At 58.1% G+C, this 25210-nt stretch carries 21 protein-coding genes and 2 tRNA genes; 20 read left to right on the top strand and 3 right to left on the bottom strand.

Annotated features, from left to right (window positions below; translation table 11 throughout):
* Positions 1 to 49: 49 nt before the first annotated feature.
* Positions 50 to 577, bottom strand: a complete 528-nt coding sequence (locus ACM110_RS11875; RefSeq protein ID WP_338584631.1) for an outer membrane protein assembly factor BamE — start codon at positions 575 to 577, stop codon at positions 50 to 52.
* A gap of 97 nt (positions 578 to 674) precedes the next feature.
* Between ACM110_RS11875 and fur the strand changes: the two genes are divergently transcribed.
* A complete protein-coding gene (fur, locus tag ACM110_RS11870) occupies positions 675 to 1079 on the top strand; it encodes a ferric iron uptake transcriptional regulator (RefSeq protein ID WP_003197684.1) in 405 nt (134 codons plus the stop codon).
* 74 nt (positions 1080 to 1153) lie between these two features.
* On the opposite strand, the gene recN is transcribed toward fur, so the two are convergent.
* Positions 1154 to 2827: a DNA repair protein RecN gene (gene recN / locus ACM110_RS11865; RefSeq protein WP_416127900.1), complete on the bottom strand. Its 1674-nt coding sequence runs from the start codon at positions 2825 to 2827 to the stop codon at positions 1154 to 1156.
* A gap of 239 nt (positions 2828 to 3066) precedes the next feature.
* On the opposite strand from recN, the gene grpE reads away from it, so the two are divergent.
* The 8 genes from grpE (at position 3067) to ACM110_RS11825 (ending at position 13530) form a co-directional block, all read left to right on the top strand.
* Positions 3067 to 3633, top strand: coding sequence for a nucleotide exchange factor GrpE (grpE, locus tag ACM110_RS11860; protein ID WP_338584633.1), 567 nt, complete (start codon positions 3067 to 3069; stop codon positions 3631 to 3633).
* Between the two features lie 102 nt (positions 3634 to 3735).
* Complete coding sequence (gene dnaK / locus ACM110_RS11855) at positions 3736 to 5652, top strand: molecular chaperone DnaK (protein WP_150731776.1); 1917 nt, start codon at positions 3736 to 3738, stop codon at positions 5650 to 5652.
* A 297-nt stretch (positions 5653 to 5949) separates the two neighbouring features.
* The gene (gene dnaJ / locus ACM110_RS11850) at positions 5950 to 7074 is read left to right on the top strand and encodes a molecular chaperone DnaJ (protein WP_150703930.1); all 1125 of its coding nucleotides are present in this window, start codon (positions 5950 to 5952) and stop codon (positions 7072 to 7074) included.
* A gap of 10 nt (positions 7075 to 7084) precedes the next feature.
* Complete coding sequence (gene dapB / locus ACM110_RS11845) at positions 7085 to 7891, top strand: 4-hydroxy-tetrahydrodipicolinate reductase (RefSeq protein WP_416127899.1); 807 nt, start codon at positions 7085 to 7087, stop codon at positions 7889 to 7891.
* A gap of 259 nt (positions 7892 to 8150) precedes the next feature.
* Entirely contained in the window at positions 8151 to 9287 is a 1137-nt protein-coding gene (carA, locus tag ACM110_RS11840) for a glutamine-hydrolyzing carbamoyl-phosphate synthase small subunit (RefSeq protein WP_095965946.1), read from the top strand.
* 115 nt (positions 9288 to 9402) lie between these two features.
* Positions 9403 to 12624: a carbamoyl-phosphate synthase large subunit gene (gene carB / locus ACM110_RS11835; protein WP_338584637.1), complete on the top strand. Its 3222-nt coding sequence runs from the start codon at positions 9403 to 9405 to the stop codon at positions 12622 to 12624.
* Positions 12621 to 13097 (top strand): transcription elongation factor GreA, encoded by a 477-nt coding sequence (gene greA, locus ACM110_RS11830; protein WP_150633542.1) that lies wholly within the window; start codon positions 12621 to 12623, stop codon positions 13095 to 13097. The genes carB and greA overlap by 4 nt, the downstream gene beginning before the upstream one ends.
* Positions 13098 to 13125: 28 nt before the next feature.
* Positions 13126 to 13530 (top strand): MFS transporter, encoded by a 405-nt coding sequence (locus ACM110_RS11825; RefSeq protein WP_416127898.1) that lies wholly within the window; start codon positions 13126 to 13128, stop codon positions 13528 to 13530.
* 9 nt (positions 13531 to 13539) lie between these two features.
* On the opposite strand, the gene ACM110_RS11820 is transcribed toward ACM110_RS11825, so the two are convergent.
* Positions 13540 to 13848, bottom strand: coding sequence for a YhbY family RNA-binding protein (locus tag ACM110_RS11820; protein ID WP_007942889.1), 309 nt, complete (start codon positions 13846 to 13848; stop codon positions 13540 to 13542).
* A gap of 101 nt (positions 13849 to 13949) precedes the next feature.
* Between ACM110_RS11820 and rlmE the strand changes: the two genes are divergently transcribed.
* From rlmE to infB, 11 genes are all read left to right on the top strand, one after another.
* Complete coding sequence (rlmE, locus tag ACM110_RS11815) at positions 13950 to 14579, top strand: 23S rRNA (uridine(2552)-2'-O)-methyltransferase RlmE (protein ID WP_338584639.1); 630 nt, start codon at positions 13950 to 13952, stop codon at positions 14577 to 14579.
* Positions 14580 to 14781: 202 nt separating this feature from the next.
* Complete coding sequence (ftsH, locus tag ACM110_RS11810) at positions 14782 to 16692, top strand: ATP-dependent zinc metalloprotease FtsH (RefSeq protein ID WP_338584640.1); 1911 nt, start codon at positions 14782 to 14784, stop codon at positions 16690 to 16692.
* Positions 16693 to 16700: 8 nt separating this feature from the next.
* Entirely contained in the window at positions 16701 to 17552 is an 852-nt protein-coding gene (folP, locus tag ACM110_RS11805) for a dihydropteroate synthase (RefSeq protein WP_416127897.1), read from the top strand.
* Positions 17553 to 17568: 16 nt separating this feature from the next.
* Entirely contained in the window at positions 17569 to 18906 is a 1338-nt protein-coding gene (gene glmM, locus ACM110_RS11800; RefSeq protein WP_416127896.1) for a phosphoglucosamine mutase, read from the top strand.
* A gap of 66 nt (positions 18907 to 18972) precedes the next feature.
* Complete coding sequence (gene tpiA / locus ACM110_RS11795; protein ID WP_416127895.1) at positions 18973 to 19728, top strand: triose-phosphate isomerase; 756 nt, start codon at positions 18973 to 18975, stop codon at positions 19726 to 19728.
* 4 nt (positions 19729 to 19732) lie between these two features.
* Complete coding sequence (secG, locus tag ACM110_RS11790) at positions 19733 to 20116, top strand: preprotein translocase subunit SecG (RefSeq protein ID WP_017336473.1); 384 nt, start codon at positions 19733 to 19735, stop codon at positions 20114 to 20116.
* A gap of 21 nt (positions 20117 to 20137) precedes the next feature.
* Positions 20138 to 20223: transfer RNA gene (locus tag ACM110_RS11785), tRNA-Leu, on the top strand.
* Positions 20224 to 20320: 97 nt separating this feature from the next.
* Positions 20321 to 20397, top strand: a tRNA-Met gene (locus tag ACM110_RS11780).
* A gap of 138 nt (positions 20398 to 20535) precedes the next feature.
* Positions 20536 to 20994 carry a ribosome maturation factor RimP gene (gene rimP, locus ACM110_RS11775; RefSeq protein ID WP_038843818.1) on the top strand — a complete coding sequence of 153 codons (459 nt, stop codon included), beginning with the start codon at positions 20536 to 20538 and terminating at the stop codon, positions 20992 to 20994.
* Positions 20995 to 21041: 47 nt separating this feature from the next.
* A complete protein-coding gene (nusA, locus tag ACM110_RS11770; protein WP_008057419.1) occupies positions 21042 to 22523 on the top strand; it encodes a transcription termination factor NusA in 1482 nt (493 codons plus the stop codon).
* Positions 22524 to 22550: 27 nt separating this feature from the next.
* Positions 22551 to 25070: a translation initiation factor IF-2 gene (gene infB / locus ACM110_RS11765; protein WP_416127894.1), complete on the top strand. Its 2520-nt coding sequence runs from the start codon at positions 22551 to 22553 to the stop codon at positions 25068 to 25070.
* Positions 25071 to 25210 lie beyond the last annotated feature (140 nt).

Below are 25210 nucleotides of genomic sequence, written 5' to 3'. Positions count from 1 at the left end.
TCAGGCAATAAAAAACCCGGACATGCCGGGTTTTTTATTGCGTCGCAAATTATTGCGGCGTGGTGTCCAGTGGTTCTGGAGTCGGGACTGGGACAGTCTCTACACCGTCTACTTCTTTCTGGATCTGATCGAGCAACGAGCCTGGCTTGGTCGGTTTTTCCGGTTTCGGCTTCTCGACGTTCTCTGCTGGGGCGGCCACTGTCGTGCCACTGTCCTTGCCGAGAATGGCTTCGTCGCGGCTCACGCCTGGCATGAAATCACCAGAGAGGCTGACAAGCTGATCATTTGGGTTGAAGATAACGCTAATGCGTTCCTGTTGGCGTTCACCGCCACCCGGTTGCAGGCTGTACAGATAATCCCAGCGATCGGCATGGAACGTGTCGGTCAGCAGAGGGTTACCCATGATAAACCGTACTTGCTTGCGGGTCATTCCCGGGCGTAACTGGTCTATCATGTCCTGCGTGACGACATTGCCCTGCTGGATGTCGATTTTGTAAACCCCGGGGAATGAACAACCGGCGAGTGCGAGCAGTCCCACAAAGGTGAAACTGGTTAGCAAGAGCTTGGTGTTTTGCATCGGTGGGCGACTTCCACTATCTTGGCTGGGACAACGTAAACGCCGATCATACCCGCATTAAGAGAAGCTGCGAAGCAGCATCGCGAGAAAGCTGACCATGGTTGAAAATAGCGAACTACGCAAAGCCGGCCTCAAAGTGACCCTGCCACGGGTCAAAATTCTGCAAATGCTCGATTCCGCCGAGCAACGCCACATGAGTGCTGAAGATGTTTACAAGGCACTGATGGAGGCTGGCGAGGACGTCGGTCTGGCCACGGTTTACCGTGTACTGACCCAGTTCGAGGCAGCTGGCCTTGTGGTGCGGCACAACTTCGACGGGGGCCATGCGGTCTTCGAGCTGGACGACGGCAAGCATCACGACCATATGGTCAACGTCGAAACCAGCGAAGTGATCGAATTCTTCGACGAAGAAATCGAGCGCCTGCAGAAAGCAATCGTCGACAAGTATGGCTTCGAGATGGTTGATCACAATCTGGTGCTGTACGTACGCAAGAAAAAGTAAGCAGTCGCGCGAACGCAAGGTTCGCGAAACGAACGAAGGCGACCCCAGGGTCGCCTTCGTGCTTTCTGCTTGCCTTAAACTTTTGCGGTCACCACCATTTTTTTGGCGTGGGCCAGGGATTCCTTGGTGAGATTGATGCCGCCCAGCATTCGAGCCACCTCTTCGACACGATCGTTCTTGCTCAACTTGGAGACGGCGGTGCGAGTGGCATCCTCGCCTCGTACCTTGTGCACAAACAAATGCTGGTGACCTTGTGCCGCCACTTGCGGCAAGTGGGTCACGGTCAGCACTTGTCCGCGTTCGCCAAGTCGACGCAGCAACTGGCCGACGATCTCGGCGGTCGGGCCGCCAATGCCCACGTCAACTTCGTCGAACACCAGCGTCGGCACGCGAGAGGTTTGTGCGGTGATCACCTGGATGGCCAGACTGATCCGCGACAGTTCACCGCCCGATGCGACCTTCGCCAAGGCTTTTAAAGGCTGCCCCGGGTTGGCGCTGACCAGCAGTTCTACCTGCTCAAGTCCGTTAGGCAGCAATTCATCGCCGCTGTTGGGACGCAGCTCAATGGTGAATCGGCCGCCAGGCATGCCCAGTCGCTGGATTTCCTGCTCCACGGCGCTGGCCAGGCTGCTGGATGCCTGGTGGCGCAAGTCGCTTAGCTCCCGGGCCTTTTCCTGGTAGTGGCGGGCATAGGACGACAGCTCGTCGCTCAGTCGCTCGATGGACTCATCGTTGGCATTCAGGGTTTCGATTTCATCCAGCAGGCGCTGTTGCATCTCCGCGACTTCGGTCGGTTGAATGCGATGTTTGCGCGCCATGGTGTAAATCGCGTCGAGACGTTCTTCCAGGTATTGAAGTCGCGCCGGATCAGCGTCGAAATTGTCCAGGAAGCGGTTGAGCTCGCCCACGGCTTCTTCGACTTGAATCTGTGCGCTGGTCAGCAAGCTGCTGGCTTCGCCCAATGCGCCAATTGAGTTGTTCACGCTCGACAAGCGGTTGAGGCTGGCGGTAAGTGCATTCAGGACATTGCCGGAATCACTTTCGCTGCACTGCTCGACCACTTGCCGGCAAATACCCAACAAGGTTTCGGCATTGGTCAGGTTCTTGTGTTCCTGTTCCAGCTGTTCCAGCTCATTGTCGCCAAGGCCGAGGTTTTCCAGCTCTTCAAGTTGATAACTGAGCAATTGGTGGCGAGCGCGCTGTTCATCGCCGGAATTGGAGAGTCGCTCCAGTTCCTGCCGAGTCTGGCGCCAGCGCTGGGCGGCAAGCTGCACCTGTCGGGCGAGATCGGTAGCGCCGGCGTACTCATCGAGCAGGCGGCGGTGGGTGTCGGTCTTGAGCAGGGATTGGTGTTCGTGCTGGCTGTGGATATCGATCAGCAGCTCGCCCAGTGCCTTGAGGTCCCCCAAAGGGCAGGGCGTGCCGTTGATGTAGCCGCGCGAGCGACCTTCGGCGGTGATCACTCGGCGCAGGATGCACGGGCCATCGTTTTCGAGGTCGCGTTCGGCCAGCCAGGCGCTGGCTTCCGGAATGTCGGCCAGGTCGAAGGTTGCCAGGATGTCGGCCTTGTCTGCACCGGGGCGGACCACGCCGCTGTCGGCGCGATCGCCGAGGGTCAGGCCCAGGGCGTCGAGCATGATCGACTTGCCGGCGCCGGTTTCCCCCGTGATCACGCTCATTCCGCGATCGAGTTCGAGATCGAGATGTTCAACGATGGCGTAGTTGTGTACGGACAGGTGCACCAGCATAAAGGCCGCTCCCAGGCTTTAGGTCTGGTTATTTATACAGTGTTTTGTTTCTGGCTGACAATGCCCTCGCTTAGCTCGTTTCGCTCGATCCGACGAAATCCTTAGCGCGCCTTGGAATGACAATACTGAGCTTTTTGTAGGGTTAATCACTTCCACCCCTTGAAGCCGGATTTTGCGGCCCCATATAGCTGGGCAGAAGCGCGAGTCGAGCTCGCGGACGATATTGAAAGGAGAATTTTATGGCTGACGAACAGACAGTGGATACGCAAAATCTAGACGCCGATCAGGCTCCCCAGTCCTCGGGTGATGACCTGGCGGCTCGTGTACAAGTGCTCGAAGAGCAGCTGGCAGGCGCGCAGGATCAGGCTTTGCGTGTAGCCGCCGATCTGCAGAACGTCCGCCGTCGTGCAGAGCAGGATGTAGAAAAGGCGCACAAATTCGCGCTGGAAAAATTCGCCGGCGATCTGCTGCCGATCATCGACAGCCTGGAGCGCGGCCTGGAATTGTCCAATCCGGATGACGAAAGCATCCGTCCAATGCGCGAAGGCATCGAGCTGACCCTGAAAATGTTCCAGGACACCCTGAAGCGTTATCAGCTGGAAGCGATCGACCCGCATGGCGAACCGTTCAACGCCGTTCTTCATCAGGCGATGGCCATGCAGGAAAGCGCTGACGTCGAGCCGAACAGTGTGCTCAAGGTGTTCCAGAAGGGCTACCAGCTCAATGGTCGTCTGCTGCGCCCGGCAATGGTCGTGGTCAGCAAAGCTCCGGCACCGGTTTCGCCGTCGATTGACGAGCAGGCTTGAAATTAGCCGCAAGGCCCCCATTTAGAAGTCAAGCGTTTAAGTGCTACCGCAGTTAGCCACCACTGCTGCGGCAACCAAATCCAAAGTTTCGGGAGAGTGAACATGGGCAAAATTATCGGTATCGACCTGGGGACTACCAACTCCTGCGTCTCCGTTCTTGAAAACGGCGTAGCCAAAGTTATTGAAAACGCCGAAGGCGCGCGTACCACGCCGTCGATCATCGCTTACGCCAACGATGGCGAAATCCTGGTGGGCCAGTCCGCCAAGCGTCAGGCAGTGACCAATCCGCACAACACCCTGTACGCGGTGAAGCGTCTGATCGGTCGTCGCTTCGAAGAAGAAGTCGTACAGAAAGACATCCAGATGGTGCCTTACAAGATCGCCAAGGCTGACAATGGCGACGCTTGGGTTGAAGTGAACGGCCAGAAAATGGCGCCGCCACAAATTTCGGCTGAAATTCTGAAGAAAATGAAGAAGACCGCCGAAGACTACCTCGGCGAGCCAGTGACCGAAGCGGTGATCACCGTTCCGGCCTACTTCAACGACAGCCAGCGTCAGGCGACCAAAGACGCCGGCCGCATCGCGGGCCTGGACGTAAAACGTATCATCAACGAACCAACCGCAGCCGCTCTGGCTTACGGTATGGACAAGGCCAAGGGCGATCACACCGTGATCGTTTACGACCTGGGTGGCGGTACTTTCGACGTTTCCGTGATCGAGATCGCTGAAGTCGATGGCGAGCACCAGTTCGAAGTGTTGGCCACCAACGGCGACACGTTCCTGGGTGGTGAAGACTTTGACATTCGTCTGATCGACTACCTCGTCGACGAATTCAAGAAAGAAAGCGGCATGAACCTCAAGGGTGATCCGCTGGCCATGCAGCGCCTGAAAGAAGCCGCTGAAAAAGCCAAGATCGAGCTGTCTTCCGCTCAGTCGACCGACGTGAACCTGCCGTATATCACTGCAGACGCCACCGGTCCTAAGCACCTGAACGTGAAGATCTCCCGCGCCAAGCTGGAAGCGCTGGTTGAAGACCTGGTTCAACGCACCATCGAACCTTGCCGCATCGCTCTGAAAGACTCCGGTATCGATGTTGGCGCGATCAACGACGTGATCCTGGTCGGCGGTCAGACCCGTATGCCACTGGTTCAGAAGCTGGTGACCGAGTTCTTCGGTAAAGAAGCTCGTAAAGACGTGAACCCGGACGAAGCTGTTGCCATGGGTGCTGCCATCCAGGGCGCCGTACTGGCCGGTGACGTTAAAGACGTTCTGCTGCTCGACGTTAGCCCGCTGACCCTGGGTATCGAAACCATGGGCGGCGTGATGACTGCGCTGATCGAGAAAAACACCACGATTCCTACCAAGAAATCGCAAGTGTTCTCGACTGCCGACGACAATCAGGGCGCCGTGACCATTCACGTGCTGCAAGGTGAGCGTAAGCAGGCTGCACAGAACAAGTCCCTGGGCAAGTTCGACCTGGCCGAGATTCCACCAGCACCACGCGGCGTGCCACAAATCGAAGTGACCTTCGACATCGACGCCAACGGCATCCTGCACGTAGGCGCGAAAGACAAGGCTACCGGCAAGACCCAGTCGATCGTGATCAAGGCCAACTCCGGTCTGTCCGACGAAGAAATCGAGCGCATGGTGCGTGATGCCGAGGCCAACGCCGAGGAAGACCGCAAGTTCGAAGAGCTGGCCGCTGCCCGTAACCAGGGTGATGCATTGGTTCACTCGACGCGCAAAATGGTCGCTGATGCTGGCGATAAAGTGAGCGCTGAAGAGAAGACTGCAATCGAAGCTGCTGTTGTAGCGTTGGAAGCCGCTGTCAAAGGCGACGACAAGGCTGCGATCGAAGCCAAGGTTGAGGAGCTGTCCAAGGTCTCCGCGCCAGTGGCTCAGAAAATGTACGCCGAACAGGCTCAGCCAGCTGAAGGCGCGGCACCGCAAGGTGAGTCGGCCGAGAAGGCTGACGACGTTGTCGATGCTGAGTTCGAAGAAGTAAAAGACCACAAGTAAGTTGTTGGTCGCCCGGTTGACTGCCTTCAGGCGGTGACTGGTAGGATGTCGCCGCGCGGGAGCTTGCTCCCGCGTTGGCGTGTCTGGAATACGCGAATTTTTACAGCATGCGACAGCGTTTGCGTGCTGGAGGCATGGCCGGGAATGCTCCTGCTTTCCGAGCTGAAAGTGCCACATCGAAACAAGACCAGGATCGTTGAATTGACGTGAGTTGGGTCCGGGCCTGTATTGGGGCTCAACGAGTTCGACGAGGCTCAGGAGAGGTTTGTCGAACGTCCTCAAGAGTGCAAATGACTTATGGCAAAGCGTGACTATTACGAAGTATTGGGTGTTGAGCGCGGCACAAGCGAAGCGGACCTGAAAAAGGCCTACCGTCGCCTGGCGATGAAGCACCACCCGGACCGTAATCCCGATGACAAAGCGTCGGAAGAGATGTTCAAGGAGGCCAACGAGGCCTACGAAGTGCTGTCCGATTCCAGCAAACGTGCGGCGTACGACCAGTACGGCCATGCCGGTGTCGACCCGAGTATGGGTGGCGGCGGTGCCGGTTTCGGCGGCCAGAACTTCTCCGACATCTTTGGCGATGTCTTCAGCGACTTCTTCGGTGGCGGTCGCGGCGGTTCCCGTGGCGGTGCTCAGCGCGGCAGCGATTTGCGCTACACCCTGGAGCTGGATCTGGAAGAAGCGGTGCGCGGCACTACGGTGAACATCCGCGTTCCGACATTGGTCAACTGCAAGCCATGCGATGGCTCGGGTGCCAAGAAAGGTTCTTCGCCAGTGACTTGCCCGACCTGTGGCGGCATTGGCCAGGTGCGTATGCAGCAAGGCTTCTTCTCGGTGCAGCAAACCTGCCCGCGCTGCCATGGCCAGGGCAAGATCATTTCCGATCCGTGCGATTCCTGTCACGGCGAAGGTCGTGTCGAAGAGTACAAGACCCTGTCGGTGAAAGTGCCGGCCGGTGTCGATACCGGTGACCGCATTCGCCTGTCCGGCGAAGGCGAGGCGGGCGCTCAAGGCGGACCGACCGGCGACCTGTACGTGGTGATCAACGTGCGCGAGCACTCGATCTTCCAGCGTGACGGCAAGCACCTGTTCTGCGAAGTGCCTATCAGCTTCGTCGATGCGGCGCTGGGTGGCGAGTTGGAGATTCCGACCCTTGATGGTCGAGTCAAACTGAAAATCCCTGAAGGGACTCAGACCGGCAAGCAGTTCCGCGTGCGTGGCAAAGGCGTCGCGCCTGTGCGTGGCGGCGGTGCCGGTGACTTGATGTGCCGTGTGGCGGTCGAGACGCCGGTCAACCTGAGTCGTCGTCAACGCGAAATGCTCGAAGAGTTCCGCAGTTCGCTGGCGGACGACAACAGCCATTCGCCGAAAACCACTGGCTGGTTCGAAGGCGTGAAGCGTTTCTTCGGCGATTTGTAAGGAGACAGGCATGCGACGTATTGCTGTGATGGGTGCCGCCGGGCGCATGGGTAAAATCCTGGTCGAGGCGGTGCAGCAGCGTGCGCCGTTGACCGGTTTGACGGCTGCCATCGTGCGACCTGGCAGCACGCTGATTGGTGTGGATGCTGGCGAACTCGCTTCGTTGGGGCGTATTGGCGTGCCGCTGTCCGGCAACCTGGATGCGGTCGCGGAAGAGTTCGATGTGTTGATCGACTTCACGCTGCCGGAAGTCATGCTGAAAAACCTGGCGTTCTGCCGCAAGGCGGGCAAGGCCATGGTCATCGGCACCACCGGGCTGGATGCTGCGCAGAAGCAGTTGCTGACCGAGGCGGGCAAGGATATTCCCATCGTGTTCGCCGCGAATTTCAGCGTGGGTGTAAACCTGTCGCTGAAACTGCTGGAAATGACGGCGCGGGTGCTCGGCGATGACGCGGATATCGAAATCATCGAGGCGCACCATCGGCACAAGATCGATGCGCCTTCAGGTACTGCCTTGCGTATGGGTGAGGTGATTGCCGGCGCGCTGGATCGTGACCTGTCGAAAGTCGCGGTTTATGGGCGTGAAGGCCATACCGGTGCGCGTGAGCGTGAAACCATCGGTTTCGCCACGGTTCGTGGTGGTGATGTGGTTGGTGATCACACGGTGCTGTTCGCTTGTGAAGGCGAGCGCCTGGAAATCACCCACAAGGCATCCAGTCGCATGACCTTCGCCAAGGGCGCGGTGCGTGCTGCATTGTGGCTGGACGGGCGCGAGCCGGGTCTTTACGACATGCAAGACGTGCTCGACCTGCGTTAAGATGCACCTGAAATCGGGCTCGCGCACAGCGTTTGAGCCCGGTTTTGTTCCGCCAAGCGACGACCTGTCGCATTCTCTGGCCTTTCGGGCTCATTGGCGGTAGACCAAAAATGCCTTTTTCTGTAAGCTACAGCTTTAGTGTGTCCACTAAAAGCGCGCAGAATAATTCAGTGAAGAAGCGGGGTGACGTGTCCATACGTCACTCCGCTTTTTTACAACCTGCGATCGCCCTTTCAGGCTTTATTTACGGGAGGTCTTCTTGACTAAGCCAGCCATACTCGCCCTTGCTGATGGCAGCATTTTTCGCGGCGAAGCCATTGGAGCCGACGGTCAAACCGTTGGTGAGGTGGTGTTCAACACCGCAATGACCGGCTATCAGGAAATCCTTACCGATCCTTCCTACGCCCAACAGATCGTTACCCTGACTTACCCGCACATTGGCAACACCGGCACCACGCCGGAAGACGCCGAATCGAACCGCGTCTGGTCCGCTGGCCTGGTCATCCGTGACCTGCCACTGGTAGCGAGCAACTGGCGTAACACGATGTCCCTGTCCGATTACCTGAAGGCCAACAACGTTGTCGCCATCGCCGGTATCGACACCCGCCGCCTGACGCGCATCCTGCGTGAAAAAGGCGCGCAGAACGGCTGCATCATGGCTGGTGACAACATTTCCGAAGAAGCCGCCATCGCCGCTGCCCAGGGTTTCCCTGGTCTGAAAGGCATGGACCTGGCGAAAGTCGTCAGCACCAAGGATTCCTACGAGTGGCGCTCGACTGTCTGGGATCTGAAAACCGACAGCCACGCGACGATCGAAGCCTCCGAGCTGCCGTACCACGTGGTTGCCTACGACTACGGCGTCAAGGTGAACATCCTGCGCATGCTGGTAGAGCGCGGTTGTCGTGTGACCGTGGTGCCGGCGCAAACGCCTGCTGCCGATGTATTGGCGCTGAAGCCGGACGGCGTGTTCCTGTCCAACGGCCCTGGTGATCCGGAGCCTTGCGACTACGCGATCCAGGCGATCAAGGACGTGCTGGAAACCGAAATCCCGGTCTTCGGTATCTGCCTCGGTCACCAACTGCTGGCCCTGGCCTCCGGCGCCAAGACCCTGAAAATGGGTCACGGTCACCACGGTGCCAACCACCCGGTCCAGGACCTGGACACTGGCGTGGTGATGATCACCAGCCAGAACCACGGTTTTGCGGTAGACGAAGCGACCCTGCCAGCCAACGTCCGTGCGATCCACAAATCGCTGTTCGACGGCACCCTGCAAGGGATCGAGCGTACCGACAAGAGCGCCTTCAGCTTCCAGGGTCACCCTGAAGCCAGCCCTGGCCCGAACGACGTAGCGCCTTTGTTTGATCGCTTCATCAACGAGATGGCCAAGCGACGCTGATCGCTCGCCCTGATGTAGCAACGCTTGAGGGCGGTCCCGACATCGGTGGCCCCCTCAAGTCAGAGATTGAACAAGACGGCTTGCCGACTGACCTGCGGATTTGAGTGACAAACCCATGCCAAAACGTACAGACATTAAAAGCATCCTGATTCTCGGCGCTGGCCCGATCGTGATCGGCCAGGCCTGCGAATTCGACTACTCCGGCGCCCAGGCCTGTAAAGCCCTGCGCGAAGAGGGTTACCGCGTCATCCTGGTGAACTCCAACCCGGCCACCATCATGACCGACCCGGCCATGGCCGACGCCACCTACATCGAGCCAATCAAGTGGCAGACCGTTGCCAAGATCATCGAGAAAGAGCGTCCGGACGCGCTGCTGCCGACCATGGGTGGCCAAACCGCTCTGAACTGCGCACTGGACCTGGAGCGCGAAGGCGTTCTGGAGAAGTTCGGCGTAGAAATGATCGGTGCCAACGCCGACACCATCGACAAGGCTGAAGACCGTTCGCGTTTCGACAAGGCGATGAAATCCATCGGCCTGGACTGCCCGCGTTCCGGCATCGCCCACAGCATGGAAGAGGCCAACGCGGTCCTCGAGAAGCTCGGCTTCCCGTGCATCATTCGTCCGTCCTTCACCATGGGCGGCACCGGTGGCGGTATCGCTTACAACCGTGAAGAGTTCGAAGAAATCTGCGCCCGTGGTCTGGATTTGTCGCCGACCAAAGAGCTGCTGATCGACGAGTCGCTGATCGGCTGGAAAGAGTACGAGATGGAGGTCGTCCGCGATAAGAAGGACAACTGCATCATCGTCTGCTCCATCGAAAACTTTGACCCGATGGGCGTGCACACCGGTGACTCGATCACCGTTGCTCCGGCGCAAACCCTGACGGACAAGGAATACCAAATCATGCGTAACGCCTCGTTGGCGGTACTGCGTGAGATCGGCGTGGAAACCGGCGGCTCCAACGTTCAGTTTGGCATCTGCCCGGACACTGGCCGTATGGTCGTGATCGAGATGAACCCGCGTGTATCCCGTTCCTCGGCACTGGCTTCGAAAGCCACCGGTTTCCCGATCGCCAAGGTCGCGGCCAAACTGGCCGTGGGTTACACCCTCGACGAGCTGTCGAACGACATCACCGGCGGCAAGACCCCGGCGTCCTTCGAGCCGTCTATCGACTACGTCGTCACCAAGCTGCCACGCTTTGCCTTCGAAAAATTCGCCAAGGCTGACGCGCGTCTGACCACTCAAATGAAGTCGGTTGGTGAAGTCATGGCCATCGGCCGTACCTTCCAGGAATCCCTGCAGAAAGCCCTGCGTGGCCTGGAAGTCGGTGTTTGCGGTCTGGACGAAAAGGTTGACCTGAGCAATCCGGAAAGCATGAGCGTGCTCAAGCGCGAGCTGACCGTGCCGGGCGCCGAGCGTATCTGGTACGTGGCGGACGCAATGCGCGCCGGCATGAGCGTTGAAGACATCTTCGGCATGACCATGATCGATCCTTGGTTCCTGGTGCAGATGGAAGATCTGATCAAGGACGAAGAGAAGGTCAAGACCCTGGGTCTGACCAGCATCGACCGCGACCTGATGTTCCGCCTCAAGCGCAAAGGCTTCTCCGACATGCGCCTGGCCAAGTTGCTGGGTGTGACCGAGAAGAGCCTGCGTGCTCACCGTCACAAGCTGGAAATCTTCCCGGTCTACAAGCGCGTCGACACCTGCGCTGCGGAATTCGCCACCGACACCGCTTACCTCTACTCGACGTACGAAGAAGAGTGCGAAGCCGCGCCGTCGGGCCGCGACAAGATCATGATCCTGGGCGGTGGTCCGAACCGTATCGGCCAGGGCATCGAGTTCGACTACTGCTGCGTACACGCGGCACTGGCCCTGCGCGAAGACGGTTACGAGACCATCATGGTCAACTGCAACCCGGAAACCGTTTCCACCGACTACGACACCTCCGATCGCTTGTACTTCGAACCAGTGACCCTGGAAGACGTACTGGAAATCGTCCGCGTCGAGAAGCCGAAAGGCGTGATCGTCCAGTACGGCGGCCAGACCCCGCTGAAACTGGCGCGTGCCCTGGAAGCCGCTGGCGTGCCGATCATCGGCACCAGCCCTGACGCCATCGACCGTGCCGAAGACCGTGAGCGTTTCCAGCAAATGGTTCAACGCCTGAACCTGCGTCAGCCGCCAAACGCCACCGTGCGCAGCGAAGACGAAGCGATTCGTGCCGCCAGCAAGATCGGTTACCCGCTGGTGGTGCGCCCGTCCTATGTACTGGGCGGTCGTGCGATGGAAATCGTTTACGAAGAAGAAGAACTCAAACGCTACCTGCGTGAAGCGGTTCAAGTGTCCAACGACAGCCCGGTGCTGCTGGACCACTTCCTCAACTGCGCGATCGAAATGGACGTGGACGCGGTTTGCGACGGCAAAGACGTCGTGATCGGCGCTATCATGCAGCACATCGAGCAGGCTGGTGTTCACTCCGGTGACTCCGCATGCTCGCTGCCGCCATACTCGCTGCCGGCGCACATCCAGGACGAGATGCGTGAGCAGGTCAAGAAAATGGCCCTGGAACTGGGTGTGATCGGTCTGATGAACGTTCAGTTGGCGCTGCAAGGCGACGACATCTACGTCATCGAAGTCAACCCGCGCGCTTCGCGTACCGTACCGTTCGTGTCCAAGTGCATCGGTGTTTCCCTGGCAATGATCGCGGCTCGCGTGATGGCCGGTAAGACTCTGAAAGAAATCGGCTTCACCAAGGAAATCATTCCGAACTTCTACAGCGTGAAAGAGGCGGTCTTCCCGTTCGCCAAATTCCCTGGCGTTGACCCGATCCTCGGCCCAGAAATGAAGTCGACCGGTGAAGTGATGGGCGTGGGTGACACCTTCGGTGAAGCGTTCGCCAAGGCCCAGATGGGCGCCAGCGAAGTGCTGCCGACCGGCGGTACTGCGTTCATCAGCGTGCGTGACGACGACAAGCCGCTGGTTGCGGGCGTGGCCCGTGATCTGATCAACTTGGGCTTTGAAGTGGTTGCCACTGCCGGTACTGCCAAGCTGATCGAAGCCGCAGGCCTGAAAGTGCGCCGCGTGAACAAGGTGACCGAGGGTCGTCCACACGTGGTCGACATGATCAAGAATGACGAAGTCACCCTGATCATCAACACCACCGAAGGTCGTCAGTCGATCGCTGATTCTTATTCCATTCGTCGCAACGCTCTGCAGCACAAGATTTACTGCACCACCACCATTGCTGCCGGCGAAGCTATCTGCGAAGCGCTGAAGTTCGGTCCCGAGAAGACCGTACGCCGCTTGCAGGATCTACACGCAGGATTGAAGGCATGATCAAATACCCAATGACCGTCCAGGGCGCCAAAGCCCTGGAAGAGGAGCACGCTCACCTGACCAAGGTCGTTCGTCCGAAGCTCAGCCAGGACATCGGTACGGCCCGCGAGTTGGGTGACTTGAAGGAAAACGCCGAATACCACGCTGCTCGCGAGCAGCAGGGTATGGTCGAGGCGCGGATCCGTGACATCGAAGGCCGGATTCAGAATCAGGTCATCATCGATGTCACGACCATTCCGCACACCGGCAAAGTGATTTTCGGCACCACCGTCGAAATCGCCAACGTCGAGACGGATGAGCGCGTCACTTACCACATCGTGGGTGAGGATGAGGCTGACTTCAAACTCGGCAAGATTTCGGTCGGCTCGCCACTGGCCCGCGCCTTGATTGCCAAGGAAGAGGGTGATGTGGTCGCCGTGAAAACGCCTGGTGGCGTTATCGAGTACGAGATTGTCGAAGTTCGCCACATCTAAAGGCATGCGCCCGCTCCGTGCGGGCGCCATGCTCTGGCAGCTGGCCCAGATGTTTTGGGTTGGCGGCCTGTGGTTGTTGCACATCGGTCTGCCGCCGGTGCTGGGTCAAATCGGCCTGGCACCGCTGCTGGTTGATGAAGTCGCAGGTACGCTCAATGCGCTGATGGTCGGATTCTCAGCCGCGTGTGTGATTTTTCAGGCTTTGGTGCTGATACAGGCCGAGGGCCTTGCCAGTCTATGGCGCGATATTCGTGGGCAACTGCTGTTGATGGCGCTGTATGCGTGCGGGATGTACATCGTCGTGCGCATCGGCTGGCCGGATGCGGTGCGTTGGCAGGTTTTCAGCTTTTTGATTCTGGGCTTCTCCGGGCTGGTGCTGGTACTGCAACCGGTGCCGGAATGGAGTGGCAGGGTGCGCGAAGCACACCCGTAACCCTTGTCATCACTTGAAGCGATGAACGTTCGACAGCTGCTTGTTGACGCTGAAGTTCTTGCGGTAGATCAGCGCCATCTTGCCGATGACCTGAACCAGGTCCGCTTTGCCGACCTTGCACAGTTCTGCAATGGACGCCAGGCGCGACTCGCGATCGAGGATGTTGAGCTTGATCTTGATCAGCTCGTGATCCGCCAAAGCGCGTTCAAGTTCGGCTAGGACACCTTCAGTCAAACCGTTGTCTGCCACAATCAGAACTGGTTTCAGATGGTGGCCAATGGATTTGTACTGTTTCTTCTGCTCTTGAGTGAGCGGCATAATCTGACCCTTTCGTCTGGATTCTGTAAAATGGCGGCCATTTTACCCGAGGGTTCGTGACTCCGCCCAACTAATCACGACCCTTATCATCGAGGTGCCCAATGGCGCGTTCCAAGACAAGCCTTGAGTGGCTGAAAAGACATGTCAATGATCCCTACGTGAAGCAGGCGCAGAAGGACGGCTACCGCTCGCGTGCGAGTTACAAGCTTCTGGAGGTCCAGGAGAAATACAAGCTGATCCGTCCGGGTATGACCGTTGTCGACCTAGGTGCGGCGCCCGGTGGCTGGTCGCAGGTCACTAGCCGGCTGATCGGTGGGCAGGGGCGTCTGATCGCCTCGGACATCCTCGAAATGGACAGCATTCCGGACGTGACTTTCATCCAGGGTGACTTCACTCAGGACGAAGTGCTCGCCCAGATCCTGGAAGCCGTGGGTAATTCGCAGGTGGACCTTGTGATTTCCGATATGGCCCCCAATATGAGTGGTACGCCTGAAGTGGACATGCCCAAAGCCATGTTCCTGTGTGAGCTGGCGCTTGATCTGGCGGAGCGGATACTCAAGCCTGGTGGTAATTTCGTGATCAAGATTTTTCAGGGTGAAGGTTTCGATGTTTACCTGAAGGACGCCCGTAAGAAATTCGACAAGATCCAGATGATCAAGCCGGACTCTTCTCGTGGCAGCTCTCGCGAGCAATACATGCTGGCTTGGGGCTATCGCGGTCGCAGTGAATAAAACGAGCTTTTTTGGCCGGGCGATAGGTTTTTCGTATTTCGCCTCGCGTGCATAAGCGAATATTGTGTAGAAAGTGTTTCACAAAGGGTTACAGACGGCGCCTGCCAGAGTTGTAGGTAATGTAGTAAGTTAGGCCGGTGAATATCATGCGAAGCGCGCGCCACCAGCGGCGCTTGCTTCAGAGGGTAGTTAATTGAACGATATGGCAAAGAATCTGATCCTGTGGTTGATCATCGCGGCAGTCCTGGTGACGGTGATGAACAACTTCTCCAGCCCTAACGAGCCGCAGACCCTCAACTATTCCGACTTCATCCAGCAGGTCAAGGATGGCAAGGTCGAGCGCGTAGCGGTTGATGGCTACGTGATTACCGGCAAGCGCAACGATGGCGACAGCTTCAAGACCATTCGTCCGGCAATCCAGGACAACGGTTTGATCGGCGACCTGGTGGATAACCATGTCGTGGTCGAAGGCAAGCAGCCTGAACAGCAAAGCATCTGGACCCAGCTCCTGGTTGCCAGCTTCCCGATCCTCGTGATCATCGCTGTGTTCATGTTCTTCATGCGACAGATGCAGGGCGGTGCCGGTGGCAAGGGCGGGCCGATGAGCTTCGGCAAGAGCAAGGCGCGCCTGCTCTCCGAAGATCAGGTCAAAACCACTCTGGCTGACGTCGCTGGTTGCGATGAAGCCAAAGAGGAAGTCGGCGAGTTGGTCGAGTTTCTGCGGGATCCGGGCAAGTTCCAGCGTCTGGGCGGTCGCATTCCACGCGGCGTGCTGATGGTGGGTCCACCGGGTACCGGTAAAACCTTGCTGGCCAAGGCGATTGCCGGCGAAGCCAAAGTGCCGTTCTTTACCATTTCCGGTTCCGATTTCGTCGAAATGTTCGTCGGTGTCGGTGCCAGCCGTGTTCGCGATATGTTCGAACAGGCCAAGAAACACGCTCCATGCATCATCTTCATCGACGAAATCGACGCCGTCGGTCGTCACCGTGGTGCCGGTATGGGCGGCGGTCACGACGAGCGCGAGCAGACTCTCAACCAGTTGCTGGTGGAGATGGACGGCTTTGAAATGAACGACGGTATCATCGTGATTGCCGCGACCAACCGTCCCGACGTGCTCGACCCTGCGCTGCTGCGTCCGGGCCGTTTCGACCGTCAGGTTGTAGTCGGTCTGCCGGATATCCGTGGTCGCGAACAGATTCTCAAGGTCCACATGCGCAAAGTGCCAATGGGTGACGACGTCGCTCCGGCCGTGATCGCTCGTGGTACTCCGGGCTTCTCCGGTGCTGACCTTGCCAACCTGGTCAACGAAGCGTCGCTGTTCGCTGCCCGTGCCGGCAAGCGCATCGTCGAGATGAAAGAATTCGAACTGGCCAAAGACAAGATCATGATGGGCGCCGAGCGCAAATCCATGGTCATGTCCGAGAAAGAAAAGCAGAACACCGCTTATCACGAAGCCGGCCACGCCATTGTTGGTCGCGTCGTGCCTGAGCATGATCCGGTGTACAAAGTGTCGATCATTCCGCGCGGTCGTGCGCTGGGTGTGACCATGTTCCTGCCGGAAGAAGATCGCTACAGCCTGTCCAAGCGTGCGCTGATCAGCCAGATCTGCTCGCTGTACGGTGGTCGCATCGCTGAAGAGATGACCTTGGGCTTCGATGGTGTCACCACGGGTGCATCCAACGACATCATGCGTGCCAGCCAGATTGCGCGGAACATGGTGACCAAGTGGGGTCTGTCCGAGAAACTCGGTCCGTTGATGTACGCCGAAGAAGAGGGCGAAGTGTTCCTCGGTCGTGGCGGTGGCGGTCAGAGTGCAAGCTTCTCGGGCGAGACGGCGAAGCTGATCGACTCTGAGGTGCGCAGTATCATTGATCAGTGCTACGGCACGGCGAAGCAGATCCTCACGGACAACCGTGACAAGCTCGACGCCATGGCTGATGCCCTGATGAAGTACGAAACGATCGACGCCGAGCAGATCGACGACATCATGGCGGGGCGCACCCCACGCGAACCGCGTGATTGGTCAGGTGGTACCGGTACATCCGGAACACCTCCGGCGGTGCAGGATGAGCGTCCGCAAACACCTATCGGCGGTCCGGCTGCTGACGTTTAAGGTTTGAAATGACTTCTGTTCAGTCCTCGACCCGGTTGCCTTGCGGCAACCGGGTTCTTGATTTGGCCCAGACGCATGTCATGGGCATTCTCAATGTCACTCCCGATTCTTTCTCCGACGGTGGCCAATACAGCCAGCTCGATGCGGCTTTGCGCCATGCTGAAGCCATGGTTGCGGCCGGAGCGACGCTCATTGATGTCGGTGGTGAATCGACACGACCAGGCGCAAGGGCGGTTTCACCGCTGGAAGAGCTGGAGCGCGTTGCACCGATCGTCGAACGGATACATCGCGAGTTGGATGTGATTATTTCCGTCGATACCTCCACGCCAGCCGTCATGCGCGAGACCGCACGGCTGGGGGCTGGATTGATCAATGACGTACGTTCATTGCGCCGCGATGGCGCACTGGATGCGGCGGCGGCAACGGGTTTGCCGGTCTGTCTGATGCATATGCTCGGTGAGCCGGGCGACATGCAGGACAACCCCCAGTACCGAGACGTTACGAAAGAGGTCGGCGAGTTTCTTGCCGAACGCATGGTTCAGTGTGCGGCGGTGGGTATTCCGGCTGGGCGGATCATTCTCGATCCGGGCTTCGGTTTCGCCAAAACCTTGCAGCACAATCTAAGCTTATTCAAAAATATGGAAGCTTTGCATGCCTTGGGGCGGCCCCTGTTGGTCGGGGTTTCGCGCAAGAGCATGATCGGTCAGGCGTTGAATCGCCCGGTGGATGAGCGCTTGTACGGTGGTCTAGCCCTCGTGGCGCTGGCTTCGCACAAGGGTGCGCGTATATTGCGCGTCCATGATGTAGCCGAAACAGTCGATGTGGTGAGGATGATCACCGCAGTGGAATCAGCCGAATAAGAATGATGGAGCGCTTATGACTAAGAAATATTTTGGCACCGACGGCATACGTGGTCGGGTCGGTGAGTACCCGATCACTCCTGACTTCATGCTCAAGCTGGGCTGGGCAGCGGGCATGGCATTTCGCAAGATGGGTGCCTGCAAGGTGCTGGTCGGCAAGGACACGCGGATTTCCGGGTACATGTTTGAATCGGCGCTTGAGGCCGGGCTGACTTCGGCGGGTGCCGATGTGATGCTCTTGGGCCCGATGCCGACTCCGGCCATCGCTTACCTGACGCGTACCTTCCACGCTGAAGCCGGTATTGTGATCAGTGCTTCGCACAATCCGCATGACGACAACGGCATCAAGTTTTTCTCCGGCAAGGGCACCAAGCTCCCGGATGAAGTCGAGCACATGATCGAAGAGTTGCTCGATACCCCGATGACAGTGGTTGAGTCGAGCAAAATCGGCAAGGTCTCGCGAATTAACGACGCTTCCGGCCGTTACATTGAATTCTGCAAAAGCAGTGTGCCAACCGGTACCAGTTTCGCGGGTCTGAAAATCGTTATCGACTGCGCCCATGGAGCGACCTACAAGGTTGCGCCTAGCGTTTTCCGGGAGCTGGGCGCCGAGGTCGTGGTGCTGTCCGCGCAACCCAACGGTTTGAACATCAACGACAACTGTGGTTCGACGCACATGGGGCAGTTGCAGGCTGCTGTCCTGGCTGAGCACGCGGATCTGGGCATCGCCTTCGATGGTGATGGTGATCGCGTTCTGATGGTCGATCACACCGGCACTATCGTCGACGGTGACGAGCTGTTGTTTATCATTGCTCGTGATTTGCATGAGCGGGGCAAGCTGCAAGGCGGCGTGGTCGGTACGCTGATGAGTAACCTGGGCCTTGAGTTGGCCTTGGCGGACCTGGCGATTCCATTTGTGCGGGCCAATGTCGGTGACCGTTATGTCATCGCTGATCTGCTTGAGCGCAACTGGCTGGTGGGTGGTGAAAACTCGGGTCATATCGTGTGCTTCAACCACACCACTACGGGTGATGCGATCATTGCCGCGCTGCAAGTGCTGATGGCGCTGAAAACTCGTTCCGAAGGCTTGGGTCAGGCTCGTCAGGCGCTGCGCAAGTGTCCTCAGGTGCTGATCAACGTGCGTTTTGGCGGTGGTGCGAGCCCTCTCGATCATCCATCGGTGAAAGAGGCGAGCGAACGTGTGACCAAGGCCATGGCGGGGCGCGGGCGGGTACTGTTGCGCAAGTCCGGAACGGAGCCGCTGGTACGCGTCATGGTTGAAGGCGAAGACGAAACGCAGGTTCGTGGCTACGCCGAAGAGCTGGCAAAACTGGTTACTGAAGTTTCTGCCTGAATTCGGCTTGCCAGCCATGATTGTGTTGGGTAACATCTGCGCCCACTTTGACCGACGAGGTACAGCATGCGTCGCCCTATGGTAGCTGGTAACTGGAAGATGCACGGTACCCGCGCCAGCGTCGCTGAGCTGATCAACGGCCTTCGTGACTTGGCCTTGCCGAGCGGTGTTGATGTCGCGGTATTCCCGTCCTGCCTGCATATCAATCAAGTGATTGACGGCTTGCAAGAAAAGTCGATTTCGGTCGGCGCGCAGAATGCTGCGGTGGAATCCGGACAAGGTGCGTTGACTGGTGAAGTTGCGCCGAGTCAGTTGGTGGATGCAGGTTGTTCCCTGGTGCTTGTCGGGCACTCCGAGCGCCGCCAGATTTTGGGCGAGCAGGACGCAGTGCTGATCCGCAAGTTCGCAGCGGCACAGGCAAGTGGCTTGATCCCGGTGTTGTGTGTAGGGGAGACCCTCGAGCAGCGCGAGGCGGGGAAGACTGTTGAAGTCGTCTCGCGTCAGCTGGGCAGCATCATCGACGAGCTGGGTGTCGGTGTATTTGCAAATGCAGTAATCGCTTACGAGCCGGTCTGGGCCATTGGCACCGGGCTGACTGCTTCGCCGCAGCAGGCGCAGGATGTGCACGCAGCCATCCGTGCCCAGTTGGCGGCAGAGAATTCTGAAGTCGCACAAGGTGTGCGGCTTCTATACGGCGGCAGCGTGAAGGCGGCCAATGCGGTCGAACTGTTCGGCATGCCGGATATCGATGGGGGCCTCATTGGTGGGGCTTCCCTGAATGCAGATGAGTTCGGTGCGATCTGTCGCGCCGCGGGAAACTGAAAAAATGCTGGAAACAGTCGTAGTCGTTTTTCATCTGCTGGGTGCATTGGGCGTAGTTGCTCTCGTATTGCTGCAGCAGGGTAAAGGTGCGGATGCTGGCGCGTCTTTCGGAGCAGGTGCTTCAAATACTGTGTTCGGAAGCCAAGGTTCCTCTACCTTTCTTAGTAAGTTTACTGCTATACTTGCCGCAGGTTTTTTCATAACCAGCTTGGGGTTAGGTTACTTTGCTAAAGAGAAGGCTCATCAGCTGACTCAAGTAGGTCTCCCAAATCCAGCGGTACTGGAAGTTCCAAAGCAACAACCGGCTTCTGATGATGTCCCGGTGCTTCAAGAGCAAAAGTCGGCTACTCCAGCGACTGACGTGCCTCCAGCTCAAGAGCAGAAGTAAGAAGGTTTCAAACGTAGTATTGCCGAGGTGGTGGAATTGGTAGACACGCAACCTTGAGGTGGTTGTGCCCATAGGGTGTAGGGGTTCGAGTCCCCTTCTCGGTACCAATTAGTCAGGAGAGCCCGCTGTTGCGGGCTTTCTTGCAGGTGGAAGGTTACATTGACCCTGTAGGGGATCGGTCGTATACTTCCGCCCCAGCTTTGTCGCGGGGTGGAGCAGTCTGGTAGCTCGTCGGGCTCATAACCCGAAGGTCGTCGGTTCAAATCCGGCCCCCGCAACCAGTTTAAGGAGCCCCTTTTAAGGGGCTTTTTGTTAGCTGGACACTTTCAACGCCGCTGTTCGACGGCGTTTCAAGGATGGGCGTTTCGCCCATTTTTTTATTTTGCATAGCATGCACATACATGCACTAGGGGGTTCAGGTGTCGAGCAAGCTAGAAGAGTTGCAGGCCTTGCTGGCCCCGGTGGTCGTGGCCCTAGGCTATGAATGCTGGGGTATTGAGTTTTCGGCCCAGGGTCGTCACTCGATGTTGCGCGTTTATATCGATAAAGAGGGCGGCGTGCTGGTGGACGATTGCGCCATTGTCAGCCGTCAGATCAGCGGTGTGCTGGATGTTGAAGATCCGATCTCCGTTGAATACACCCTTGAAGTTTCCTCGCCTGGCATGGAACGCCCTCTGTTCACTATTGAGCAGTTTGCAAAATTTGCCGGTGAACAAGTGAAGATCAAGCTGCGCTCGCCTTTTGAAGGTCGACGCAACTTTCAGGGCCTTCTGCGCGGCGTAGAAGAGCAGGATGTAGTGGTGCAGGTAGAAGACCATGAGTTCCTGTTGCCGATCGATATGATCGACAAGGCCAACATTATTCCCAGTTTTGACTGAGACGCGGATCCCGCGGATCCAATGGCTTGCGAAAGGCGAGGCGTACGATGAGCAAAGAAGTACTGCTGGTTGTTGAGTCGGTATCCAACGAAAAGGGTGTACCGGCAAACGTAATTTTTGAAGCGCTGGAGCTGGCTCTGGCCACTGCTACCAAAAAGCGTTTCGAGGACGAAGTCGATCTGCGTGTGGAAATCAATCGCCACACCGGTGCTTACGAGACTTTCCGTCGCTGGACGGTCGTCGAAGAAGCAGACCTGGACGATCCGGCCATCGAAACCTGGCCGAGCAAGGTTGCCGAAACGCATCCTGGCGCCAAGGTCGGTGACGTTGTCGAAGAGAAAATCGAGTCCATCGAGTTCGGCCGCATCGCTGCACAGACTGCCAAGCAAGTCATCGTGCAGAAAGTTCGCGAAGCCGAGCGCGCTCAGGTTGTTGACGCTTACCGCGAACGCCTGGGTGAAATCATCTCCGGCACCGTGAAAAAAGTGACCCGCGACAACGTGATCGTCGATCTGGGCAACAACGCTGAAGCGTTGCTGGCTCGTGAAGACATCATTTCTCGCGAAACATTCCGGGTTGGCGTGCGTCTGCGTGCGCTGCTCAAGGAAATCCGCACCGAGAACCGCGGCCCGCAGTTGATCCTGTCGCGTACTGCGCCGGAAATGCTGATCGAGTTGTTCCGCATCGAAGTGCCGGAAATTGCAGAAGGCTTGATCGAAGTAATGGCCGCCTCCCGTGACCCGGGTTCGCGCGCCAAGATCGCGGTCCGCTCCAAGGACAAACGCATCGACCCGCAGGGCGCTTGCATCGGTATGCGCGGTTCGCGCGTCCAGGCAGTGTCGGGCGAGTTGGGCGGTGAGCGTGTGGACATCGTCCTGTGGGACGACAACCCGGCTCAGTTCGTAATCAACGCCATGTCCCCGGCTGAGGTTGCGGCAATTATCGTTGACGAAGATGCCCATGCAATGGACATCGCCGTTGGCGCAGACAATCTGGCTCAAGCCATCGGTCGCGGTGGTCAGAACGTGCGTCTGGCTAGCCAGTTGACTGGCTGGACCCTGAACGTGATGACCGAATCGGACATCCAGGCTAAGCAGCAAGCAGAAACCGGTGACATCCTGCGCAACTTCATCGACGAGCTGGAAGTCGACGAAGACCTGGCACAGGTGCTGGTAGATGAAGGCTTCACCAGCCTGGAAGAGATTGCCTACGTACCGTTGGAAGAAATGCTCAACATCGACGGCTTTGACGAAGACACCGTCAACGAGCTTCGCGCTCGTGCCAAGGATCGTTTGTTGACCAAAGCCATCGCTACTGAGGAAAAGCTGGCAGACGCCCATCCGGCCGAAGACCTGCTCTCGCTTGAGGGTATGGACAAGGATTTGGCGATGGAACTGGCGGTGCGCGGCGTAATTACCCGCGAAGACCTGGCCGAGCAGTCTATTGACGACCTGCTCGACATCGACGGCATTGACGATGATCGTGCCGGCAAGTTGATCATGGCCGCCCGAGCCCACTGGTTCGAGTAATTAGGCGCGGCCTGAGGAGAGAAGTGCATGACGCAAGTCACGGTGAAACAACTGGCCGATGAGGTCAAAACACCGGTAGAGCGCCTGTTGCAGCAGATGCGTGAGGCAGGTCTGCCGCACACCGCCGCCGAAGAAAGTGTGACTGACAGTGAGAAGCAATCGTTGCTGACTCACTTGAAAAGCAGCCACAAGGCGAAAGTGGAAGAACCACGCAAGATTACGCTGCAGCGTAAAACCACCAGCACCCTGCGTGTTGCTGGCAGCAAAAGCATCAGCGTTGAAGTCCGCAAGAAGAAAGTCTTCGTACAGCGCAGCCCGGAAGAAATCGAAGCCGAGCGCAAGCGTGAAATGGATGAACGTCGCGCAGTAGAAAATGCTGCACGTCAGAAGGCTGAAGAAGAAGCCAAGCGTCGCGCCGAAGAAGAAGCGCGTCGCCAGCCTGCTGCTGCGCCGACTGCTCCAGCCGAACCTGTTGCCGCACCTGTTGCAGTGGCAGAGCCTGTGCGTGAAAGCGCACCGGTCGTGGCTGCTGCGCCAGCTGCCGACGCTCGCAAGCGTGACGAACCACGCCGTCCGGACAAACCACGTGCCGACGATAACAATCGTCGCGGTAGTGGCGATGGCGAGCGCAAAAACGCTCCGCATCGTGCTTCGGTTAAAGAGAAAGCGCCTGCACCACGCGTTGCCCCACGTACTACCGACGAAGAAAGCGATGGCTTCCGTCGTGGTGGTCGCGGCAAGGCCAAGCTGAAGAAACGCAACGCCCACGGTTTCCAGAGCCCAACCGGCCCTGTCGTGCGCGAAGTGAAGATCGGCGAGACCATTACTGTGGGCGATCTGGCCCAGCAGATGTCGGTCAAGGCTGCTGAAATCATCAAGTTCATGTTCAAACTGGGTACTCCAGCGACCATCAACCAGGTACTGGATCAGGAAACTGCTCAACTGGTAGCTGAAGAGCTGGGCCACAAAGTGACCCTGGTCAGCGACACCGCCCTGGAAGATTCCCTGGCCGAGTCACTGAAGTTTGAAGGTGAGGCGGTTTCCCGTGCTCCGGTCGTGACCGTAATGGGCCACGTTGACCACGGTAAAACTTCCCTGCTCGACTACATCCGTCGTGCCAAGGTTGCTGCTGGCGAAGCCGGTGGTATCACCCAGCACATCGGCGCATACCACGTTGAAACCGACCGTGGCATGGTGACGTTCCTCGATACCCCTGGTCACGCCGCGTTTACCGCAATGCGTGCCCGTGGTGCCAAGGCGACCGACATCGTGATCCTCGTGGTTGCAGCTGACGACGGCGTGATGCCGCAGACCATCGAAGCTGTTCAGCATGCCAAGGCCGCCGGTGTTCCGCTGGTCGTGGCAGTGAACAAGATCGACAAGCCGGGCGCCGATCTCGATCGCATCCGTAGCGAACTGTCGGTACACGGCGTGACGTCGGAAGAGTGGGGTGGTGACACTCCATTCGTACCGGTCTCGGCGAAGATGGGTACTGGCGTCGACGAACTGCTCGAAGCCGTATTGCTGCAAGCCGAAGTTCTGGAACTGACTGCAACTCCATCGGCTCCTGGCCGTGGTGTCGTGGTTGAATCGCGTCTGGACAAGGGCCGTGGCCCGGTGGCTACCGTTCTGGTTCAAGACGGTACCCTGCGTCAAGGCGATATGGTCCTGGTCGGTTCGAACTATGGCCGTGTACGTGCCATGCTCGACGAGAACGGCAAGCCAATCAAGGAAGCCGGTCCAGCCATCCCTGTCGAGATTCTCGGCCTGGACGGTACCCCGGACGCTGGCGACGAGATGAGCGTGGTTGCCGACGAGAAGAAAGCCCGTGAAGTGGCTCTGTTCCGTCAAGGCAAGTTCCGCGAAGTCAAACTGGCTCGCGCTCACGCCGGCAAGCTGGAAAACATCTTCGAAAACATGGGTCAGGAAGAGAAGAAGACGCTCAACATCGTCCTCAAATCCGACGTCCGTGGTTCGTTGGAAGCGTTGAACGGTGCCTTGAATGGCCTGGGCAACGACGAAGTGCAAGTGCGCGTAGTGGGTGGCGGTGTCGGTGGTATCACCGAATCCGACGCCAACCTCGCACTGGCCTCCAACGCTGTACTGTTCGGCTTCAACGTGCGTGCCGATGCCGGCGCTCGCAAGATCGTCGAGCAGGAAGGTCTGGATATGCGTTACTACAACGTGATCTACGACATCATCGAAGACGTCAAGAAAGCCCTGACCGGTATGCTCGGCAGCGATGTTCGCGAGAACATCCTGGGTATCGCCGAAGTGCGTGACGTGTTCCGTTCGCCGAAGTTTGGCGCGATCGCCGGTTGCATGGTTATCGAAGGTGTTGTTCACCGTAACCGTCCAATCCGTGTACTTCGTGAAGACATCGTTATCTTCGAAGGCGAGCTGGAATCCCTGCGCCGCTTCAAGGATGACGCTTCCGAAGTGCGTGCCGGCATGGAATGCGGTATCGGCGTGAAGAGCTACAACGACGTTAAAGTCGGTGACAAGATCGAAGTCTTCGAGAAGGTTCAGGTTGCTCGCAGCCTCTAACTCGCGCACTTCAAGAGCCGTGATGGCCAGCCGCATGCAACTGTGCGGCGCATCGCCCGGACTCTAAACGCAACGCCCGGTCTGGCTTCTGTCAGGCCGGGCGTTTGCCGCTTTCAGACCTTACGGGTTTCACCGTGGGG

Source organism: Pseudomonas sp. NFX98, from assembly GCF_047784845.1.
GTDB lineage: Bacteria > Pseudomonadota > Gammaproteobacteria > Pseudomonadales > Pseudomonadaceae > Aquipseudomonas.
This window is presented reverse-complemented; position numbering and strand designations above follow the sequence as displayed.

Bases quoted from the DNA above. Each gene is read 5' to 3' on its own strand.
- ACM110_RS11875 (WP_338584631.1), bottom strand. From the start codon at position 577: ATGCAAAACACCAAGCTCTTGCTAACCAGTTTCACCTTTGTGGGACTG.
- fur (WP_003197684.1), top strand. From the start codon at position 675: ATGGTTGAAAATAGCGAACTACGCAAAGCCGGCCTCAAAGTGACCCTG.
- recN (WP_416127900.1), bottom strand. From the start codon at position 2,827: ATGCTGGTGCACCTGTCCGTACACAACTACGCCATCGTTGAACATCTC.
- grpE (WP_338584633.1), top strand. From the start codon at position 3,067: ATGGCTGACGAACAGACAGTGGATACGCAAAATCTAGACGCCGATCAG.
- dnaK (WP_150731776.1), top strand. From the start codon at position 3,736: ATGGGCAAAATTATCGGTATCGACCTGGGGACTACCAACTCCTGCGTC.
- dnaJ (WP_150703930.1), top strand. From the start codon at position 5,950: ATGGCAAAGCGTGACTATTACGAAGTATTGGGTGTTGAGCGCGGCACA.
- dapB (WP_416127899.1), top strand. From the start codon at position 7,085: ATGCGACGTATTGCTGTGATGGGTGCCGCCGGGCGCATGGGTAAAATC.
- carB (WP_338584637.1), top strand. From the start codon at position 9,403: ATGCCAAAACGTACAGACATTAAAAGCATCCTGATTCTCGGCGCTGGC.
- greA (WP_150633542.1), top strand. From the start codon at position 12,621: ATGATCAAATACCCAATGACCGTCCAGGGCGCCAAAGCCCTGGAAGAG.
- ACM110_RS11825 (WP_416127898.1), top strand. From the start codon at position 13,126: ATGCTCTGGCAGCTGGCCCAGATGTTTTGGGTTGGCGGCCTGTGGTTG.
- ACM110_RS11820 (WP_007942889.1), bottom strand. From the start codon at position 13,848: ATGCCGCTCACTCAAGAGCAGAAGAAACAGTACAAATCCATTGGCCAC.
- rlmE (WP_338584639.1), top strand. From the start codon at position 13,950: ATGGCGCGTTCCAAGACAAGCCTTGAGTGGCTGAAAAGACATGTCAAT.
- ftsH (WP_338584640.1), top strand. From the start codon at position 14,782: ATGGCAAAGAATCTGATCCTGTGGTTGATCATCGCGGCAGTCCTGGTG.
- folP (WP_416127897.1), top strand. From the start codon at position 16,701: ATGACTTCTGTTCAGTCCTCGACCCGGTTGCCTTGCGGCAACCGGGTT.
- glmM (WP_416127896.1), top strand. From the start codon at position 17,569: ATGACTAAGAAATATTTTGGCACCGACGGCATACGTGGTCGGGTCGGT.
- tpiA (WP_416127895.1), top strand. From the start codon at position 18,973: ATGCGTCGCCCTATGGTAGCTGGTAACTGGAAGATGCACGGTACCCGC.
- secG (WP_017336473.1), top strand. From the start codon at position 19,733: ATGCTGGAAACAGTCGTAGTCGTTTTTCATCTGCTGGGTGCATTGGGC.
- nusA (WP_008057419.1), top strand. From the start codon at position 21,042: ATGAGCAAAGAAGTACTGCTGGTTGTTGAGTCGGTATCCAACGAAAAG.
- infB (WP_416127894.1), top strand. From the start codon at position 22,551: ATGACGCAAGTCACGGTGAAACAACTGGCCGATGAGGTCAAAACACCG.